General features: G+C 68.2%; 16 protein-coding genes. 12 read left to right on the top strand and 4 right to left on the bottom strand.

Features of this window, described 5'->3' with window-relative positions; translation table 11 throughout:
* The first annotated feature begins 17 nt into the window (after positions 1–17).
* From ABFD52_12220 to arsB, 5 genes are read left to right on the top strand one after another with little or no spacing between them, the layout of a single operon-like run.
* A complete protein-coding gene (locus tag ABFD52_12220) occupies positions 18–467 on the top strand; it encodes a glycine cleavage system protein H (protein MEN6561532.1) in 450 nt (149 codons plus the stop codon).
* Entirely contained in the window at positions 464–883 is a 420-nt protein-coding gene (locus ABFD52_12215) for a putative zinc-binding protein (GenBank protein ID MEN6561531.1), read from the top strand. Before ABFD52_12220 ends, ABFD52_12215 begins: the two co-directional genes overlap by 4 nt.
* Complete coding sequence (locus tag ABFD52_12210) at positions 876–1568, top strand: putative zinc-binding protein (protein ID MEN6561530.1); 693 nt, start codon at positions 876–878, stop codon at positions 1566–1568. The genes ABFD52_12215 and ABFD52_12210 overlap by 8 nt, the downstream gene beginning before the upstream one ends.
* Positions 1565–2044, top strand: a complete 480-nt coding sequence (locus ABFD52_12205) for an OsmC family protein (GenBank protein MEN6561529.1) — start codon at positions 1565–1567, stop codon at positions 2042–2044. Before ABFD52_12210 ends, ABFD52_12205 begins: the two co-directional genes overlap by 4 nt.
* Positions 2045–2097: 53 nt before the next feature.
* Positions 2098–3150 (top strand): ACR3 family arsenite efflux transporter, encoded by a 1053-nt coding sequence (gene arsB / locus ABFD52_12200; protein MEN6561528.1) that lies wholly within the window; start codon positions 2098–2100, stop codon positions 3148–3150.
* A gap of 99 nt (positions 3151–3249) precedes the next feature.
* Here arsB and ABFD52_12195 read toward each other — a convergent pair whose 3' ends face one another.
* From ABFD52_12195 to ABFD52_12185, 3 genes are all read right to left on the bottom strand, one after another.
* Positions 3250–4098: an arsenite methyltransferase gene (locus ABFD52_12195; protein MEN6561527.1), complete on the bottom strand. Its 849-nt coding sequence runs from the start codon at positions 4096–4098 to the stop codon at positions 3250–3252.
* 14 nt (positions 4099–4112) lie between these two features.
* Positions 4113–4364, bottom strand: coding sequence for an HgcAB-associated protein (locus ABFD52_12190; GenBank protein MEN6561526.1), 252 nt, complete (start codon positions 4362–4364; stop codon positions 4113–4115).
* A 255-nt stretch (positions 4365–4619) separates the two neighbouring features.
* On the bottom strand, positions 4620–5021 hold the full coding sequence (locus ABFD52_12185) for a DUF3788 family protein (protein ID MEN6561525.1): 402 nt from the start codon (positions 5019–5021) through the stop codon (positions 4620–4622).
* A gap of 56 nt (positions 5022–5077) precedes the next feature.
* On the opposite strand from ABFD52_12185, the gene murJ reads away from it, so the two are divergent.
* The 7 genes from murJ to ABFD52_12150 all read left to right on the top strand — a co-directional run bounded on the left by murJ (position 5078) and on the right by ABFD52_12150 (position 14267).
* A complete protein-coding gene (murJ, locus tag ABFD52_12180; protein MEN6561524.1) occupies positions 5078–6634 on the top strand; it encodes a murein biosynthesis integral membrane protein MurJ in 1557 nt (518 codons plus the stop codon).
* A 152-nt stretch (positions 6635–6786) separates the two neighbouring features.
* Positions 6787–8061 (top strand): double-cubane-cluster-containing anaerobic reductase, encoded by a 1275-nt coding sequence (locus ABFD52_12175; GenBank protein MEN6561523.1) that lies wholly within the window; start codon positions 6787–6789, stop codon positions 8059–8061.
* Positions 8062–8072: 11 nt separating this feature from the next.
* Entirely contained in the window at positions 8073–8855 is a 783-nt protein-coding gene (locus tag ABFD52_12170) for an acyl-CoA dehydratase activase (GenBank protein ID MEN6561522.1), read from the top strand.
* Positions 8856–8937: 82 nt separating this feature from the next.
* Positions 8938–10149, top strand: coding sequence for a dipeptide epimerase (locus ABFD52_12165; protein ID MEN6561521.1), 1212 nt, complete (start codon positions 8938–8940; stop codon positions 10147–10149).
* A gap of 19 nt (positions 10150–10168) precedes the next feature.
* Positions 10169–11296 carry an alanine racemase gene (locus tag ABFD52_12160; GenBank protein MEN6561520.1) on the top strand — a complete coding sequence of 376 codons (1128 nt, stop codon included), beginning with the start codon at positions 10169–10171 and terminating at the stop codon, positions 11294–11296.
* Positions 11297–11394: 98 nt separating this feature from the next.
* The gene (locus ABFD52_12155) at positions 11395–12156 is read left to right on the top strand and encodes an acyl-ACP thioesterase domain-containing protein (GenBank protein MEN6561519.1); all 762 of its coding nucleotides are present in this window, start codon (positions 11395–11397) and stop codon (positions 12154–12156) included.
* A gap of 20 nt (positions 12157–12176) precedes the next feature.
* Positions 12177–14267: a GWxTD domain-containing protein gene (locus ABFD52_12150; GenBank protein ID MEN6561518.1), complete on the top strand. Its 2091-nt coding sequence runs from the start codon at positions 12177–12179 to the stop codon at positions 14265–14267.
* On the opposite strand, the gene ABFD52_12145 is transcribed toward ABFD52_12150, so the two are convergent.
* Positions 14264–15649, bottom strand: coding sequence for a serine/threonine-protein kinase (locus ABFD52_12145; GenBank protein ID MEN6561517.1), 1386 nt, complete (start codon positions 15647–15649; stop codon positions 14264–14266). The two genes, ABFD52_12150 and ABFD52_12145, sit on opposite strands and share 4 nt — an antisense overlap.
* Between the last annotated feature and the right edge of the window lie 162 nt (positions 15650–15811).

The following is a 15811-nucleotide window of genomic DNA, read 5'->3' as shown; positions in this document are numbered from 1 at the left end:
GGAAAACGGGAGGGGTCATGAGCGCCGGGGCCCTGGAGATATCGGTCGACAAATTCCGGTTCCGCTTTCCGGCGGACCTCTTCTACAGCGAAGCGGGCGTGTGGGTCCGGTTCGAGGGGACGCGGGCCCGCATCGGGCTATCGGATTTCACTCAGCAACGGAACGGCGACGTCGCCTTCGCCGAGCCGAAGGGCGTAGGGACCCGGGTCCGATCGGGCGATGAGGTCGCGGTGGTCGAGACGATCAAGGTCAACCTCAGCATCCCGGCGCCGCTGACAGGCAGGATCGTGGAAGTCAACGGCGGCCTCCTGAGCTCTCCCGAGCTGGTGAACCAGGATCCTTACGGCCAGGGTTGGCTGGCCGTTCTCGAGGTCGAAGATCCAGAGGCGGCCCGGGGAGCTTTAGAGCCTGCGGCCGTGTACATGGCCCTGGCCAAGTCCCAGGCGGAAGCGGAGACCCTGCGATGAGCCCGAAACACCGCGTGATCCCGGTTGCGGCTTGCAGCGGGATCGGCAAGATCCTGGGCGCGGCGACCCGGGAAGCCGCCTACATCCTGACCGAGGATCTCCGCCCCGAAAAGACCAAGGTCATGGCCCTCGGCCTCCTGGTCCTGGGCGACGAGGAGGCCCGGCGCGAGGTCGAAGGCGCCGAGGCCGTGGCCATCGACGGCTGCAAGCTCGGATGCGCGGCCAAGGGCCTGGCCTGCTCGGGCGCGGCCAAGGTCCATAAGATCGCCGTCTTCGACGTCCTCCGCCGCCATCGAGGCCTCAAGCCCGAAGGCGTTTGCGATCTCAACGAAGACGGATCGAAGCTGGCCCGGGCGGCCGCCGAGGAAGCGGCCGGGGTCGTCGACGGGATCGACGGGGAGGGAGGCCATGCCTGATCTGCCGCGAAAGAAGGTCGGACTGATCGCCTGTTCCGGCGAGGAGAGGGCCGAAGGCACGGTCACGCGCCGGGCGGTCAGGAAGGTCCTCGAGACGCTCCGCCCGGCCGACACCGTGACGCTCTGCCTGCCCCTGTTCCTCGCCGGGGGAGAAGGGGAAAGGTCCTTCGCCCGCCGCTACCCGACCATCGCCGTCGACGGCTGCGACGAGCGCTGCGCCGCGCGGGCCACGGAAAGATACAGCGCCAGGCCGGCCGCTTCGATCGTCGTGACGGAGATCGCGAAGGAATGCGGCTCCCCGGACATCGGCACGGCCAGGCGGCTCAACGGATCCGGCCTGCGACTGGCCGATACGGTCGCCGCCAAGATCGCCGAGGAGACCGACAGGCTCCTCCAAACGCCTAGGCGAAGGAGCCCGGAACCGGCCTCTGCCGCGGGCGGCTGCAGCTGCGGCGCCGGCCTTCCCCCGGGAACGTTGCTCATCTCCGGCCGGGCCGTGCGGGTCACCGGGCTGCCGCTCGTCTTCGCGCAGGTCAGAGATCGCGGCTTGGAGCCGAACGCCGGAACTGCGGCCGTCCTTCTAGAGGCCGTGAAGATCTACAACGAGGTTCCGGCGAACCGGGAGCACGCCTGGACGGAGGCGCTCGTCCAGGAATACGCCAGGTTCCTCGAGGAGAAGGCATGACGGCGCGGACGGAGACCTACACGGCCTCGGTCGCTTGGACGGGCGGCCACCGGGGGCGCCTGAAGCTCGGCAACGGGCCCGAGATGGACTTTTCCGCGCCGCCGGCCTCGCACGGCGAAGCCGGCGTCCTGACCCCGGAGGATGCCTTCGTCGCGGCTGTCAACACCTGCGTCATGCTGATGTTCATCTGGGCGGCCGAGCGCTTCCGCCTTGATCTCGTTTCGTACGACTGCCGGGCCGAGGGCACGAAGCTCATCGAGCTCGACCGGACGGAGATATTCACGGAGGTCGTCCTGCGGCCGCGGATCGCCGTTCGCGCCGGGAAGGAGCCCCCCGAGGCCGTCGAAAAACGGGTCCGCCGCGGGCTCGACGGGGCGCGGAGATTCAGCCTCGTCGCCAATTCCGTCAAGAGCAACATCGTGATCGAGCCGGAGATCCTTATAGACAGCCTTGGCAGCGGAAAACAGCGAGGTTAGAAAATGGAGATCAAGGTCCTGGGCCCGGGATGCCCGAGGCGCGGAGCGGTTCGATGACACCCGGAAACCCGGGGCTCAAGTTCCTTGACCGCTACCTGACCCTGTGGATCTTCCTGGCCATGGCCATCGGCGTCGGGCTGGGCTACCTCGTTCCGGCCGTCGTCGGCTTCATCAACAGGTTCCAGTCGGGGACGACCAATATCCCCATCGCCGTCGGCCTCATCCTGATGATGTATCCGCCGCTGGCGAAAGTGAGATACGAGGAGCTCGGCGACGTCTTCAAGAACGTCCGGGTCCTGGCCCTGTCGCTCGTTCAGAACTGGATCATCGGGCCGCTGCTGATGTTCGGCCTGGCTGTCGTCTTCCTCCGCGACAAGCCGGACTACATGTACGGCCTGATCATGATCGGCCTGGCCCGCTGCATCGCCATGGTCATCGTCTGGAACGACCTGGCCGGCGGCGACCGGGAGTACGCCGCGGGGCTCGTGGCCTTCAACTCGATCTTCCAGGTCCTGTTCTTCTCGGTCTACGCCTACGTCTTCATCACCGTCTTCCCGACCTGGCTGGGGCTGGCGGGAACGGCCGTCGACGTCACCATGCGGCAGATCGCCGAGACCGTCTTCATCTATCTCGGCATTCCCTTCCTGGCCGGATTGATCAGCCACTTCGGCCTGATCAAGCTCAAAGGGAAGGCCTGGTATGAGACGAAGTTCATCCCCCGCATCAGCCCCATCACGCTCGTCGCCCTGCTCTTCACCATCGTCGTCATGTTCTCGCTCAAGGGCGAGTACATAGTCAAGATCCCGCTGGACGTCCTGCGCATCGCCGCGCCGCTGCTCGTCTACTTCGTCGTCATGTTCCTGGTCTCGTTCTTCCTGAGCCGGAGGGCCGGCGCGGATTACCCGAAGGCGGCGACACTGTCGTTCACGGCGGCCAGCAACAACTTCGAGCTGGCCATCGCCGTGGCCGTGGCCGTGTTCGGCATCGGCTCGGGCCAGGCCTTCGCCGCGGTCATCGGACCGCTGGTCGAGGTGCCGGTCATGATCGGCCTGGTCCACGTGGCCTTGATCTTCCGGCGGAAGTTTTTTTCCGGGGAGCGGGCCTAGCCTCGCGGCGCGTCCCTCCCTTCCCGGGCGTCGCGGAGACCGCGGCCCCGATCCGGGAGCTCCGCCGGGAGCCGCTGTGCGGCGATCGTGCCGCCGCCGTCAGCGCCCGGGCTTGACGGCGCTGACGGCGAGGCTGATGACCGAGCCGATGTGTTCCCGGAGCTCCTGCTGCGACAGATCCAGCTTCTTGACGACGTCGGCCGCCAGGGAGTCCTCGAGGACCAGCTCGGCCGGGAAGGCCTTCTCGCTGACGACGTCGACGCTCCCGAATCCGGCCTCGCCGACGGCCCGGAGATACTTGTCCTTGACGAGGGCGCCGGCGACGCAGGCCACATAGGCCTCGACCGATTCGCGGATGGCCGCGGGGAGGGGCTTCTGGAGGGCCAGGTCGGAGACCAGAAGCCGGCCGCCCGGCCGGAGGACGCGGAAGGCCTCCCGGAAAACGCGCGGCTTGTCGGTCGAGAGGTTGATGACGCAGTTGGAGATGATGACGTCGACGCTGTCGTCGGCCACCGGCAGGTTCTCGATCTCGCCCAGCCGGAACTCGACGTTCGCGATGCCGCCATCCCGGGCGTTCTCGCGGGCCCGGTCGACCATCTCGGCCGTCATGTCCACGCCGATGACGCGACCGGACGGGCCGACCCTCCGGGCCGCGAGGAAGCAGTCGATGCCGGCCCCCGACCCGAGGTCGAGGACGGTCTCGCCGGGCTTCAGCCCGGCCAGCGCGCTCGGGTTCCCGCAGCCGAGTCCAAGATTGGCGTCCTGCGGAATCGCCGCCAGCTCTTCGGGCGAATAGCCGACCATCCGGCTGGCTTGGTCCTGGTCCAGGTCCGACGGGCCGCCGCAGCAGGGGCTGGAGACCTGGCCGCAGCAGGAAGAACTCTCCTTCGCCGCCCGGGCATAGCGGTCCCGGACATGCTTCCTGATCTCGTTGTCCTTGACGCTCATGTCGATCTTCTCCTTCAGGAAATAATGTCTTTCATCAGTGGGCCGAGCTTGCCCCGGACCATGCCCTTCAGGTCATCGGCCTTGATCAGGGACATGCAGCAGACGACCCCGTTCTTCTTCCAGGCGATGAGGGCGAGCTTGTCGCCGGGACGGATCCCCGCGGCTTCCCGGATGTCCTTGGGCAGGACCATCTGACCCCGCTCGTCCACGCTGATCAGGGCCTCGACCGCGCAACAGGCCTCGTCGTTCTTGTCCCGTCCGGTCATGGGCGAAACCTCCTCCGAATGCCGTAAAATCAATACAGACTGAATAGTCTGATAAATCAGCAATTTTGTCAAGCGCCATTTCCATTTTATTTCGTTCTTCTCCCGGTCCAGCCGCGGGATCGCCGAGCGTTCGCGGCCTCGAAACGCCCCATTTTCGCGTCACCGGCGAGAGGGGCAACCCAGGAATCGGGGCAAAGGCGTTCTGCGGGGAGAAGTCCTGTCCGGGAAATCCGGCCTCGAGGGCTACGGCCGCCGTCAGTGGGCCATCTTGATCGCGGCCAGCGTCTTCATCGTTTCGACGTCCCGGGCCGTCCGGACCTCGAGGCGGAAGCCGCGGCCCTCGGCATAAACGGGCGCCGCCTCGATCTCCTCCAGGACCGCCTTCGGCAGCTTCGCCGCGCGGGCCGCCTCGGTCGCCTTCCCGCCGAAGACGAAGGCGCACAGGAAATGGCCGTCGCGCGGCAGGAGGTAGACGATCGTCCGCTTCTTCCGCTTCAGCCGGAGCGACCAGGACTTGTAGAAGACCCAGTCCCCGGTGACGGGAGCGCAGCTGTCGTTGACCTGGCGGACGAATCCGTCCCAGAGCGCTTTCGCGCCGCCGAGGCCGTCGGCCAGGGCCCTGTCGTCCGGCTTCCTGGCCTTGTCGTCGAAGCTCATGGGCCCCATTATAAGCCTTGCCATCCCGGCCGCAAATGGCGAATAATGGCGGGAGCATGGAAGATATCTCCCGGGGCGTCCGGTCCTTCGCTATAGGCACGGCCTTCAGCCGGGTCATGGGTCTCGTCCGGGAGACGGTCATCGCCGGCCTGTTCGGCGCCGGCTTCGCCGTCGACGCCTATAACGTCGCCTTCCGCATCCCCAACCTGCTCCGTGACCTCTTCGCCGAGACGGCCCTTTCGGCCGCGTTCGTTCCGGTCCTCACGGCGGAGAAGGCCAAGAGCAAGGAAGCCCAGAACCGGCTGGCCTCGAACATCTTCAACATCCTCTTCGTCGTGACCGGGGCGGTCTCGCTCGCCGGCCTGCTCCTGGCGCCCGTCCTGGCCAGGGTCATCGCCTTCGGCTTCAACAAGGTGCCGGGCAAGATTGACCTGACGACGCAGCTGACCGCCATCCTTTTCCCCTTCCTCCTGTTCATCAGCCTGGCCGCCTGGGCCATGAGCTATCTCAACACGGAGAAGTCGTTCTTCGTGCCGTCGGTCGCCCCGGCCGTCTTCAATCTCTTCTCGATCATCTTCCCCCTTCTGACCTATGGCTGGTACGCGGCCCGCGGCAAGAACCCCATCTTCGGCCTGACGGTCGGCGTCCTAGTCGGCGGGCTGATGCAGTTCCTCGTCCAGGTCCCGTCCCTTTGGCGCAGGGGATTCCGCTGGAGCCCGGTCCTGAACTTCCGCGACCCGGAGTTCCGGAAAGTCATGGCCCTCTTCATCCCGGTCGCGATCGGCCTGGCCGGGACGCGCGTCAACGTCCTGGTCAACACGGTCCTGGTGACGCCGCTGGCCCAGGGCAGCGTCAGCTGGCTGAACTTCGCCTTCCGCATCATGCACCTGCCGCTCGGGCTCTTCGGCATCGCCGTCGGCACCGTGGCCCTGCCCTCGCTTTCCAAGCTCGTCCTCGAGAACAACTTCGGGGCCGTGAAGTCGACGCTGGCGGACTCGCTGAAGATGGTCCTGTTCCTGACCGTGCCGACGTCGGCCCTCATCTGCGGCCTGGCCATCCCGCTGACGCGGGCCATCTACCAGCGCGGCCATTTCACCGCCGCGGACACGCTGGCCACGGCGGCGGCGCTCGTCCTCTATACCGCCGGGATCCCGTTCGCCTCGGCGCTCCGGAACGTGGCCGCCGTCTTCTACGCCTGCAAGGACGCCAGGACGCCGATGTACGCGAGCTTCGCCTCGATCGGCCTCAACCTCGTTCTCAACATCTCCCTGATGTGGGTCATCGGCTACCTGGCCTTCCCGCTCTCGACGTCCCTGGCCGCGGTGCTCAACGTCGGCATCCTGTACGCCCTGCTGCCGCGGAAGATCGGGCCGATCGAGGCCGGGCCGCTGGCGTCCTATGCCGTCAGGCTGACCCTCGCGTCCGCGGCGGCCGGGGGAGCGGCCTGGGCGGCCAACCGGCTTATGATCGGCCGGCTCGGGACATCTTTCCTGGCTTCCGCCGGGACCGTCGCGGCCGGGTCTTGTCTCGGGCTCGTCGTCTTCTTCGGGATGGCCCGGCTCCTTGGCGTCAAGGAAGCCCGCGATTTCCTCCGCCGCTTCCTCCGAAAATAGGAAAGGGACCCGGTCCCCTCCGGCTGGTTGACCCCCTCCGGCCCCGCGGCCTATAATACGCTCCCCTCCTGGCCGGTCCGGCCGCAGGCGCGGGTTTCCCATCGACGAGCCGCGATGCGGCCGCGCATTCGCGAAGAAAGAAAGGGAGTGACGTGGACCGCGACAACGAGCTGCCGAAGGATCTCGGACTCGACGTCGAGCTCCACCATCGCATCTTCGACGCCGTCGACCGGACCTTCCGCAAGACCGTCCTGGCCCAGAAGGACCGGCCAGCCGGAATGGCCTATTTCGACGGCGTCATCCGCGGCGCCCACGGCGAGCGGGTCCGCGAGATCGTCGGGCGGCGGGCCGCCGGCGACAAGCTCATCGGCACGTTCTGCATCTTCGTCCCCGAGGAGATCGTCCTGGCCCTCGGGGCGATCCCCGTGGCGCTCTGCGGCGGGACGTCGGCGTCCATCCCCTACGCGGAGACGATGCTGCCCCGCGACATCTGCCCCCTGGTCAAGTCGACGATCGGCCTGGCCCTGGCCAACGCCTGCCCGTACGGGCCGGTCGAGGACCTGGCCGTCGGGGAAACGACCTGCGACGCCAAGAAGAAGACCTGGGACCTCCTGGCCAGGGAGGGCGGCTTCCATGTCATCGAGCTGCCCCAGAAGAAAGGTCCCCGCGACCGGGACCTCTGGCGCGAGGAGGTGGCCCGGTTCCGGGCCCGCCTGGAAGACGTGACCGGCCGCCGGCTGGAGCGCGAGCCGCTGGCCGAGGCCGTGCGCCTGGTGAACCGGAAGCGCCGGGCCCTGGCCCGGCTCAACGCCTTCCGGCGGGAGGCCGTCCCGCCCCTGAGCGGCCTGGACGCGCTGGCCGTCATGCAGGGCGCCCTCGTCGACGACGCCGCGCGCTTCACCGGCCGGCTGGAGGAGCTCAACGGCGAGCTCGAGGACCGCGTCCGCCGCGGCGTCGGCCCGGCCCCGGAGCGGGCCCGGCGGATCCTCGTCTCCGGCTGCCCCTCGGTCATGGGCAACTGGAAGCTTCACGCCCTGGTCGAATCGGCCGGCGCGGTCGTCGTCGGCGACGAGACCTGCACGGGCTCGCGCTATTACGAGAGCCTCGTCGAGGAGACCCGCGACGGCCTCGAGGCCCAGATCGACGCCGTGGCCGCCCGCTATCTCGGCATCGAGTGCTCCTGCTTCTCGCCGAACGACGAGCGCCTCGATTCGGTCGTGCGCCTGGCCCGGGAATGCCGGGCCGACGGCGTCATCCAGTACGTCCTGCAGTATTGCCACACATACAACATCGAGGCCGTCGCCGTGGCCGCCGCCCTCAAGGAAGCCGGCCTGCCCAGCCTCAAGATCGTGACCGACTACGCCGAGGAGGACACCGGCCCGATGCGGCTGCGGGTCGACGCCTTTCTCGAGGGGCTGTCGAGGTAGGCCGGGATCCCATGGCCGCGCCGGACGTCTTCCTCGGCCTCGACCTCGGCTCCCGGACGACCAAGATCGTCGAGATGGCCGGCGGGGCCGTGGCGCGCTTCGAGGTCTTCGATACCGCTCCCGCGTCGATCGACCGGGTCAGGGCCCGGCTCGACCGCCGGGATTATCGCGGCGCCGCGGCGACCGGCTACGGCCGCTTCCTCATGAACGCGGACCTGGGCTGCAGGGTCGTGACCGAGATCACGGCCTGCGCCCTCGGAGCCCGGTTCCTGAGGCCCGGCGCGGACCTGGTCATCGACGTCGGCGGCCAGGACTCCAAGGCCATCCTCCTCGGCCGCGGGCCCGGCGCCTTCGCCGATTTCGAGATGAACGACCGCTGCGCCGCCGGCACCGGCCGCTTCCTCGAGGTCATGGCCGCGCTCCTCGGCTTCGCCCTCGGGGAGTTCGGGCGGGCGGCCGGCGAAGCGGACGAGACGATCGCGCTCAACAGCATGTGCACCGTCTTCGCCGAATCCGAGGTCATCTCGCTCCTCGCGGCCGGACGCGACCGGAAGGCGATCGCCCGGGGCCTCTGCGCCTCCATCGCCGACCGCGTCTATCCGCTGGCGGCCAGGTTCAATCCGGCCGGCGAGGTCGTGATGGCCGGCGGCGTGGCCCTGAACCCGTGCCTCGTGGACATGCTGTCGAAGCGACTCCGGCGTCCCGTGGCCGTCCCCGAGCATCCCCAGATCGTCGCCGCCGCCGGCGCCGCCCTGGCCGCATCAGGAAGGGACCAGGTCTTCGCAGAGCGGTAGGCTTTCCGCTTTGCGAAGACCTGGCCCATTTCCCTTGTCAAACCCGGTCCGGCGTGGGTAGAATGTGTTTCGAGGAGGATCAATGAGCCTGACCCGCAAAGGATTCCTGCAAATGCTCGGCCTCGGCGCCCTGGCCGCCGGAACGAAGGTTTACGGGCTGCCGTCCAAGCCGCTCGAGGACGTCCGGTCCGCCGCCGGGAAGCTCAAGATCGCCGGCGTCGAGATCTACCTCTTCGACATCGGCCTGACCTCGCCCTTCCGCATCGCCATCGGCACGATGACGGCGGCCACCGAGCTGCTCGTCCGCATCCGCACGGACCAGGGCGTCACCGGGATCGGCGAAGCCTGCCCCTTCCCGCCCATCACCGGCGAGACGCAGGCGACCAACGCCGCCGCCGCCAAAGCCATCCGGGACATGATCATCGGCAAGGACCCGCTGGCCATCGACGACCTGCTCCGGCTCATCGGCCCCATCGTCCACTCCAACCCGAGCGCCGTGGCCGCGTTCGACATGGCCCTCTTCGATATCCTGGGGAAGGCCGCCGGCTTGCCGCTCTTCCGCCTCCTCGGCGGGACGAAGAGCGTCTTCGAGACCGACATCACCACCAGCATCGACACCCTGGAGAAGATGACGGCCGAATCGAAGGGCTACGCGGACATGGGCTACAAGACCCTCAAGGTCAAGGTCGGGCTCGATCCCGACGAGGACTTCGCCCGCATCTCGGCCATCCGGGCCGCCGTCGGGCCGAAGACGGCCATCCGCGTCGACGCCAACCAGGGCTGGACCGTGCCCCAGGCCGTTTATGCCCTGCGCAAGCTCGAGCCCCTGGCCATCCAGCTCTGCGAGCAGCCCGTCCTCGCGTCCGACACGGCCGGGCTGGCGGCCGTCCGGGCCCAGAGCCCCATCTCGATCATGGCCGACGAGGCCCTGTTCGGGCCGGCCGACGCCGTCAAGCTGATCAGGGCCGGGGCCTGCGACACCTTCAACATCAAGCTCATGAAGGCCGGCGGCATGCTCAACGCCATCCGCATCGCCCATGTCGCCGACGCCGCCAACATGCGCTGCATGGTCGGCTGCATGCTCGAATCCAGGCTCGGCCTGACCGCCGCCGCGCACGTCGTGGCCTCGCAGGCCAACATCGTCTACGCCGACCTCGACGGCAACTCCGAGCACGTCATCGACCCGATCGTCGGCGGCATCACGGTCAAGGCCGGAACCCTGACGGTGCCCGAGACGCCGGGCCTCGGCTGCGACGTCGACCCGGCCTTCGTCAGGAAGCTGGCCAAGATCTGAGGACGCGGGGGCTATCCTGATGCCGACCCTCGCCAAGCCGACCCTGGTCCTCGACGAGGGCCGGGTTCGCCGGAACATCGAGGCCATGGCGGCCAAGGCCCGGCGGCTCGGCCTGCGCTTCCGGCCCCATTTCAAGACCCATCAATCGCGCCAGATCGGCCGGATCTTCCGTGACGCGGGGGTCGAGGCCATCACGGTCTCGTCGGTCGACATGGCCGCCTACTTCGCGGCTGACGGCTGGCGGGACATCCTGATCGCTTTTCCGCTCAACATCCTCGAGGCCCCGGAGATCGGACGGCTGGCCTCCCGCTGCCGCCTCGGGGTCCTGGCCGAAACGCCGGAGGTCCTGGAGGCGCTGTCCCGCCGGGTCGCGGCCCCGCTCGACGTCTGGCTCAAGATCGACGTCGGGTCCCACCGGGCCGGCGCGGCTTGGGATGACCGGGCGCTCCTGACCCGCCTCTGCCGGGAAGCGCTCCGCCGCCCGAGCTTCCGGCTGCGCGGCCTGCTGACCCACAACGGCCTGACCTACCACGCCCGCACCCCCGGCGCCCTGACCCGCGTGCATGCCGGCGCGATGCGCAAGATGGTCAAGGCCCGTGACGCCCTGGCGGCCTCCGGGTTCGCCGGCCTCGAGATCTCCGTCGGCGACACGCCGGCGTGCGTCCGTTTGGACGCCTTCGACGGGGCCGACGAGATCCGGCCGGGGAATTTCGTCCTCTTCGACGCGACCCAGCTCGAGCTCGGCGTCTGCGGGGAAACGGAGATCGCGGCGGCCGTGGCCTGCCCCGTGGTCGCCACGCACCCCGCCCGCAACGAGGCCGTCATCCACGGCGGGGCCATCCATCTGTCCAAGGAGGAGGTCCTGACGCGCCGCGACGGCCGGATCTACGGCCGTGTCTGCCGGCCGCGCGGGAACGGCTGGGGCCCGATCCTGCCCGGGACGGCGGTCACGTTCCTGTCCCAGGAGCACGGGGTCATCCGGACGACCGCCGCGGAGATGAAGCGGATGAAGCCCGGCGATATGCTCTATATCCTGCCGGTCCACTCGTGCCTGACCGTCAACCTCTGGGACCGGTATATCCGGCTGGACGGGACGTCCGTTCCGACCATCCGGGCCTGTCCGGCGCAGGCCGTTCATGATCGTTGAATGAGGGGATCTCCGCGGCAGGTCGAGCAGCGGATCACGTCCTGACGGTCATCCGGAAGGGGCGCCCGGCCCCAAAATAGATTATAATCGATTCGGCCATGGACATGATCTATCGGAAGGAATACGCCGTCCACCAGTACGAGACGGACTTCCGGGGCCTCGTCAAGGTCCCGGCCCTGTTCAATTTCCTGCAGGACTGCGCCGGGGAACACGCCGCCTCTCTGGGGGTGGGCGTCCTCGACCTGTTCAAGCGCAATATGACCTGGGTGATGTCCCGCTATCACGTGCTCATCCACCGCACCCCGGCCGCGGGGGCGCGGCTCGAGGTCACGACCTGGCCCTCGGACAAGCAAGGCAACTTCGCCATCCGCGACTTCGAGGTCGCCGAAGGGGACGGCCGGCCCGTCCTTTCGGCGACGAGCTCCTGGATGATCGTCGATCTGGCCCGGAAACGGCCCGTCAGGATCGACCAGGCCATCGCCATCCCCTACGCCTTGGGCAAGCGGGCCCTGAATGACCCCTTCGACTCGCTGCCCCTGCCCTCGGCCCGCGAGGCCGAGGCGCTGTTCCGCGTCGAATCGGGGCATATCGATTGGAACCGTCATGTCAATAACGCGGTTTATGTCCAGTGGGCCCTCGAAGCGGTCCCCCCGGAGTTCCTGAGGACCGGCCGGGCGGTCGAGATCGAGGTCTCTTACCGGGCCGAGGCCTTTTACGGGGACCCGGTCATGAGCGTCGTCCAGCGCCTGCCCGGCGAAGGCCCGGCGCCGGTGTTCCTCCACCAGATCCTCAACGCCGGGACGGGCGCCGAGCTGACCCGGCTGCGGACCCGGTGGGACTTGACAGCGGGAGATCCCTGAAGGAGGGCCTGATGCGGGCCATGCGAACGAAGCTCGCCGCGTCCCTGTGCGCGGCCGTCGTCCTGTCCGTGACCCTGGTCCTGGCCGCCCCGGCGGCCGCCGGCCAGAAGGCGGCCAAGCCGAAGCTGCCCGAGAACTATAAAAAGTGGCTCGACGACGAGGTCGTCGACATCGTCGCGCCGATGGAGCGGGAGGTCTTCCTGAAGCTCCAGTCGGACCGGGAGCGGGACCTCTTCATCGAGGCCTTCTGGAAACAGCGCGATTCCAACCCTGACACCCCGGAGAACGAGGCCAAGACCGAACATTACCGCCGTCTGGCCTACGCCGACCGCTATTACGGGCGCGACGCGCCCCGGCCGGGCCGGAAGACGGATCGCGGCCGCATCTACATCATCCTTGGCGAGCCCCGCGACATCCAGCGGTTCGAGGGCAAGTCCCAGACCTACGACACCGAGGTCTGGTTCTACCAGGGGCTGACGAACCTAGGGCTGCCGGCCGGCTTCAATGTCGTCTTCTACCGGGAGAACGGGCACGGGGAATACCGGCTGTACAGCCCGATCGCCGCCGGGCCCCAGGCCCTGATCGCCGGCTGGACCGGCGGGCCGGACTACGAGACGGCCTACGAGAGGCTCAAGGAGATCGAGCCGGAACTGGCCACGGTCTCGATGAACCTCGTGCCCGGCGAGAACGACAGCGTCTACGGCCGGCCGTCGATGTCCTCCGACCTGCTGCTGCAGCGCATCGAGACCACCCCGGTCCGCACCGTCGAGGCGAAATACGCCCGCAAGTTCCTGGAATACAAGGACCTGGTCGAGGTCGAATACACCGCCAACTACCTCGACAGCGACAGCCTGATCAAGGTCTTCCTCGATCCCGCCGGCTTCTATTTCGTCCATTACACCGTCGAGCCGCGGCGGCTCTCGGTCAACCAGTACGACGAGACGTTCTCCACGACCCTGAAGGTCAACGGCCGGATCACGACCGGCGACGGCCGGCTCGTCCACCAGTTCGACAAGACCGTCGCACTCAAGCTGACCGCGGAGGAGATGAAGTCGGCGAGCCGCATGCCCTTCGATTTCCAGGACCTGTTCCCGCTCGTGGCCGGCGACTACAACGTCTCCGTTCTCATCAAGAACGAATCCTCCAAGGAATTCACCTCGATCGAACAGGCCCTGCGCATCCCCGCGGCCGGCCCGTCGGTCGCCCTGACCCAGCCGGTCCTCGGCTACCGGGCGCTCAAGCTCGATCCGGCCGCGGCCCGCAAGATGAAGGCCTTCCGCCTCGGCCAGTACCAGATCTACGTCCAGCCCAATCGGGTCTTCGCCAAGCAGGATACGCTGGCCGTGGCTTTCCAGGTCAACAACGCCTCCGAGGCCCTCCGGGCCAGCGGGGAGGTCCGCATCGAGTTCCTCAAGGACGGCCAGCCGTTCCGGGACATCCGCCACAAGAACGCGGACTACCCCGATCCGAACAACATCCTCGAGCAGGTGGCCCTGACCGACTTCCCGCCCGCGCACTACACGGTCCGGGTCTCCTTCCTCAACGGGGGGACCGAGCTCGTCTCGGCGTCGGAGGAGTTCGATCTGAGCTTCGCCGAGAGCATCCCCCGGCCCTGGTTCTCGTCGCGGGTGCTGCCGGACACGAGCGACCCGGCCTACCAGGTCATGATGGGCTCCCAGCTCTTCAACCTCGGGCGCTTCCCGGAGGCGCGCGCCTTCCTGGCGCGGGCCCTGGACCGCGATCCGGGATCGGAGGAGACCGCCGGCAGCCTGGCCCGGGCCTGCCTCGCCCTCGGGGATGCCGCCGAGGCGGCGCGGACCCTGGCCGCGTTCGTCGACCCCCAGAAGTCGCCGAAGTACGAGACGCTCGTCCTGGCCGCCGAGGCCCATAAGCGCCTGAAGGATCTCGAGCCGGCCATCGCGCTGCTCGACCGGGCCATCGGCCACTTCGGCGTCAACGCCGCGCTCATCAACTCGATCGGGGAGTGCTACGAAGGGCTGGGCAAGTCCCAGGAGGCCCTGGCCGCCTACGAGAAATCGCTCCAGCTCAGCCCGGACCAGCCGGAGATCAAGAAGAGGATGGAGGCGCTGAAGAAGAAGGCCCCGCGCTAGGCCTTCGACAGCGGCTTCCCGGCGCCGCCGGCCGCCTCCTCGCGGGCGTAGAGCACGCCCACCTGGGTCAGCATGGAGGTCGCCTCGCCGTTCGTGATGTCCGTCCGGATCTCGGCCTGGATGTCCTTCCCGATGAACAGGCTGCGGTTGAGATCGTCGACCAGGGCGGTGATGCGGATGTAAACCTTGGCCGGGGCCTTGTCCACGACCACGGTCACCCGATCGCCGCGGGCGGCGACCAGGCGGACCTCCGGGAACTTCGACACTTTTCGGGTGAAGGCCGCGATCTGCCTCTTCTTCCGGTTGCGCACGTAGCGGTACAGGAAAAGGAGGAGGACGGCCGGGCCGATCAGGCCGCCCAGGTCGAAGTGGAAGGCGACCAGGAGGGCGGCCAGGGCGAGGCCGGCCAGCACCACGATCATCCCAGTTGTGCCGCCGGGGAAGGAGGCCTTCCACCGCTCGGCCCAATTGCGCAGGCGGTCGCCAGCCGGCAGCCGGGCGGCCGTTCCGGTCTCGAGGTCGTGCTTCAGGCGGCGCAGGTCGGCGGCCAGGGCGTGGGCGTCCGGGTAGCGGTCTTCCGGGTTCTTGCGCAGGCAGCGGAAGATGATGCGGTGGAGCTCGGGGGTCAGGTTGCGCCGGACCAGGGTCACCGGCCGGGCCTCCTCGTAGGCGATGGCGTGCATCGTGTCGAGTGGCGTCTCGCCCTTGAACGGCAGCTCCGACGTGACCATCTCGTACAGGACGATGCCCAGGGAGAAGAGGTCGCTGCGCTTGTCGAGCTCCTTGCCGCGGGCCTGCTCGGGGCTCATGTAGCTGAGCGTGCCCATGACCGCGCCGGGGATGGTCTGGACCCGGCCCCGGGTCAGCGTCCGGGACAGCTCGGCGGGCGAGACGGGCTCGCCGGGCTCGGGCTCGACGAGCTTGGCCAAGCCGAAGTCGAGGAGCTTGGCGTGGCCGTCCCTGGTGACCATGATGTTGTCGGACTTGATGTCGCGGTGGAGGATGCCGGCGTCGTGGGCCTTGGCCAGGCCCTCGGCGACCTGGAGGGCGATCTCGACGGCGCCCATGAGGTCGAGCTCGCCGTCGGCGATGAGCCGGCTGACCGTCCGGCCGTCGACGTACTCCATGGCGATGAAGAGGTTGCCGTCGACCTCGTCGATGTCGTAGACCTGGGCGATGGCCGGGTGGGAAACGGCGGCGGCCGAGCGGGCTTCGAGGAGCAGGCGGCTCCGCCGCTCCGGGCTCTCGACCAGGCCCGGCGGGATCATCTTCAGGGCGACCGGCCGGTCCAGCCGGAGGTCCCGGGCCCGGTAGACGACGCCCATGCCGCCCTTGCCGAGCTGGGTTTCGATCCGGTAATGCTTGAGGACCGTGCCGACCATGCTAGTCACCAATAGATACCATACGGCGGACAGGGGGTCAACGTTCGGCGGCCGCGGTCCGCGGGGGAGGCGAACCGTGCCCGCCTTTCTCCGCGGGGCGGCAGTTGAAACGCGGGCCCCGTTTGGGATACATATGGAGGGGAATATCTCCGCTTCGGAGGC

This window comes from Acidobacteriota bacterium (assembly GCA_039683095.1).
Taxonomy (GTDB): Bacteria; Acidobacteriota; Aminicenantia; order Aminicenantales; family Saccharicenantaceae; genus RBG-16-66-30.
This window is presented reverse-complemented; position numbering and strand designations above follow the sequence as displayed.

Bases quoted from the DNA above. Each gene is read 5' to 3' on its own strand.
- ABFD52_12220 (MEN6561532.1), top strand. From the start codon at position 18: ATGAGCGCCGGGGCCCTGGAGATATCGGTCGACAAATTCCGGTTCCGC.
- ABFD52_12215 (MEN6561531.1), top strand. From the start codon at position 464: ATGAGCCCGAAACACCGCGTGATCCCGGTTGCGGCTTGCAGCGGGATC.
- ABFD52_12210 (MEN6561530.1), top strand. From the start codon at position 876: ATGCCTGATCTGCCGCGAAAGAAGGTCGGACTGATCGCCTGTTCCGGC.
- ABFD52_12205 (MEN6561529.1), top strand. From the start codon at position 1,565: ATGACGGCGCGGACGGAGACCTACACGGCCTCGGTCGCTTGGACGGGC.
- arsB (MEN6561528.1), top strand. From the start codon at position 2,098: ATGACACCCGGAAACCCGGGGCTCAAGTTCCTTGACCGCTACCTGACC.
- ABFD52_12195 (MEN6561527.1), bottom strand. From the start codon at position 4,098: ATGAGCGTCAAGGACAACGAGATCAGGAAGCATGTCCGGGACCGCTAT.
- ABFD52_12190 (MEN6561526.1), bottom strand. From the start codon at position 4,364: ATGACCGGACGGGACAAGAACGACGAGGCCTGTTGCGCGGTCGAGGCC.
- ABFD52_12185 (MEN6561525.1), bottom strand. From the start codon at position 5,021: ATGAGCTTCGACGACAAGGCCAGGAAGCCGGACGACAGGGCCCTGGCC.
- murJ (MEN6561524.1), top strand. From the start codon at position 5,078: ATGGAAGATATCTCCCGGGGCGTCCGGTCCTTCGCTATAGGCACGGCC.
- ABFD52_12170 (MEN6561522.1), top strand. From the start codon at position 8,073: ATGGCCGCGCCGGACGTCTTCCTCGGCCTCGACCTCGGCTCCCGGACG.
- ABFD52_12165 (MEN6561521.1), top strand. From the start codon at position 8,938: ATGAGCCTGACCCGCAAAGGATTCCTGCAAATGCTCGGCCTCGGCGCC.
- ABFD52_12160 (MEN6561520.1), top strand. From the start codon at position 10,169: ATGCCGACCCTCGCCAAGCCGACCCTGGTCCTCGACGAGGGCCGGGTT.
- ABFD52_12155 (MEN6561519.1), top strand. From the start codon at position 11,395: ATGGACATGATCTATCGGAAGGAATACGCCGTCCACCAGTACGAGACG.
- ABFD52_12150 (MEN6561518.1), top strand. From the start codon at position 12,177: ATGCGAACGAAGCTCGCCGCGTCCCTGTGCGCGGCCGTCGTCCTGTCC.
- ABFD52_12145 (MEN6561517.1), bottom strand. From the start codon at position 15,649: ATGGTCGGCACGGTCCTCAAGCATTACCGGATCGAAACCCAGCTCGGC.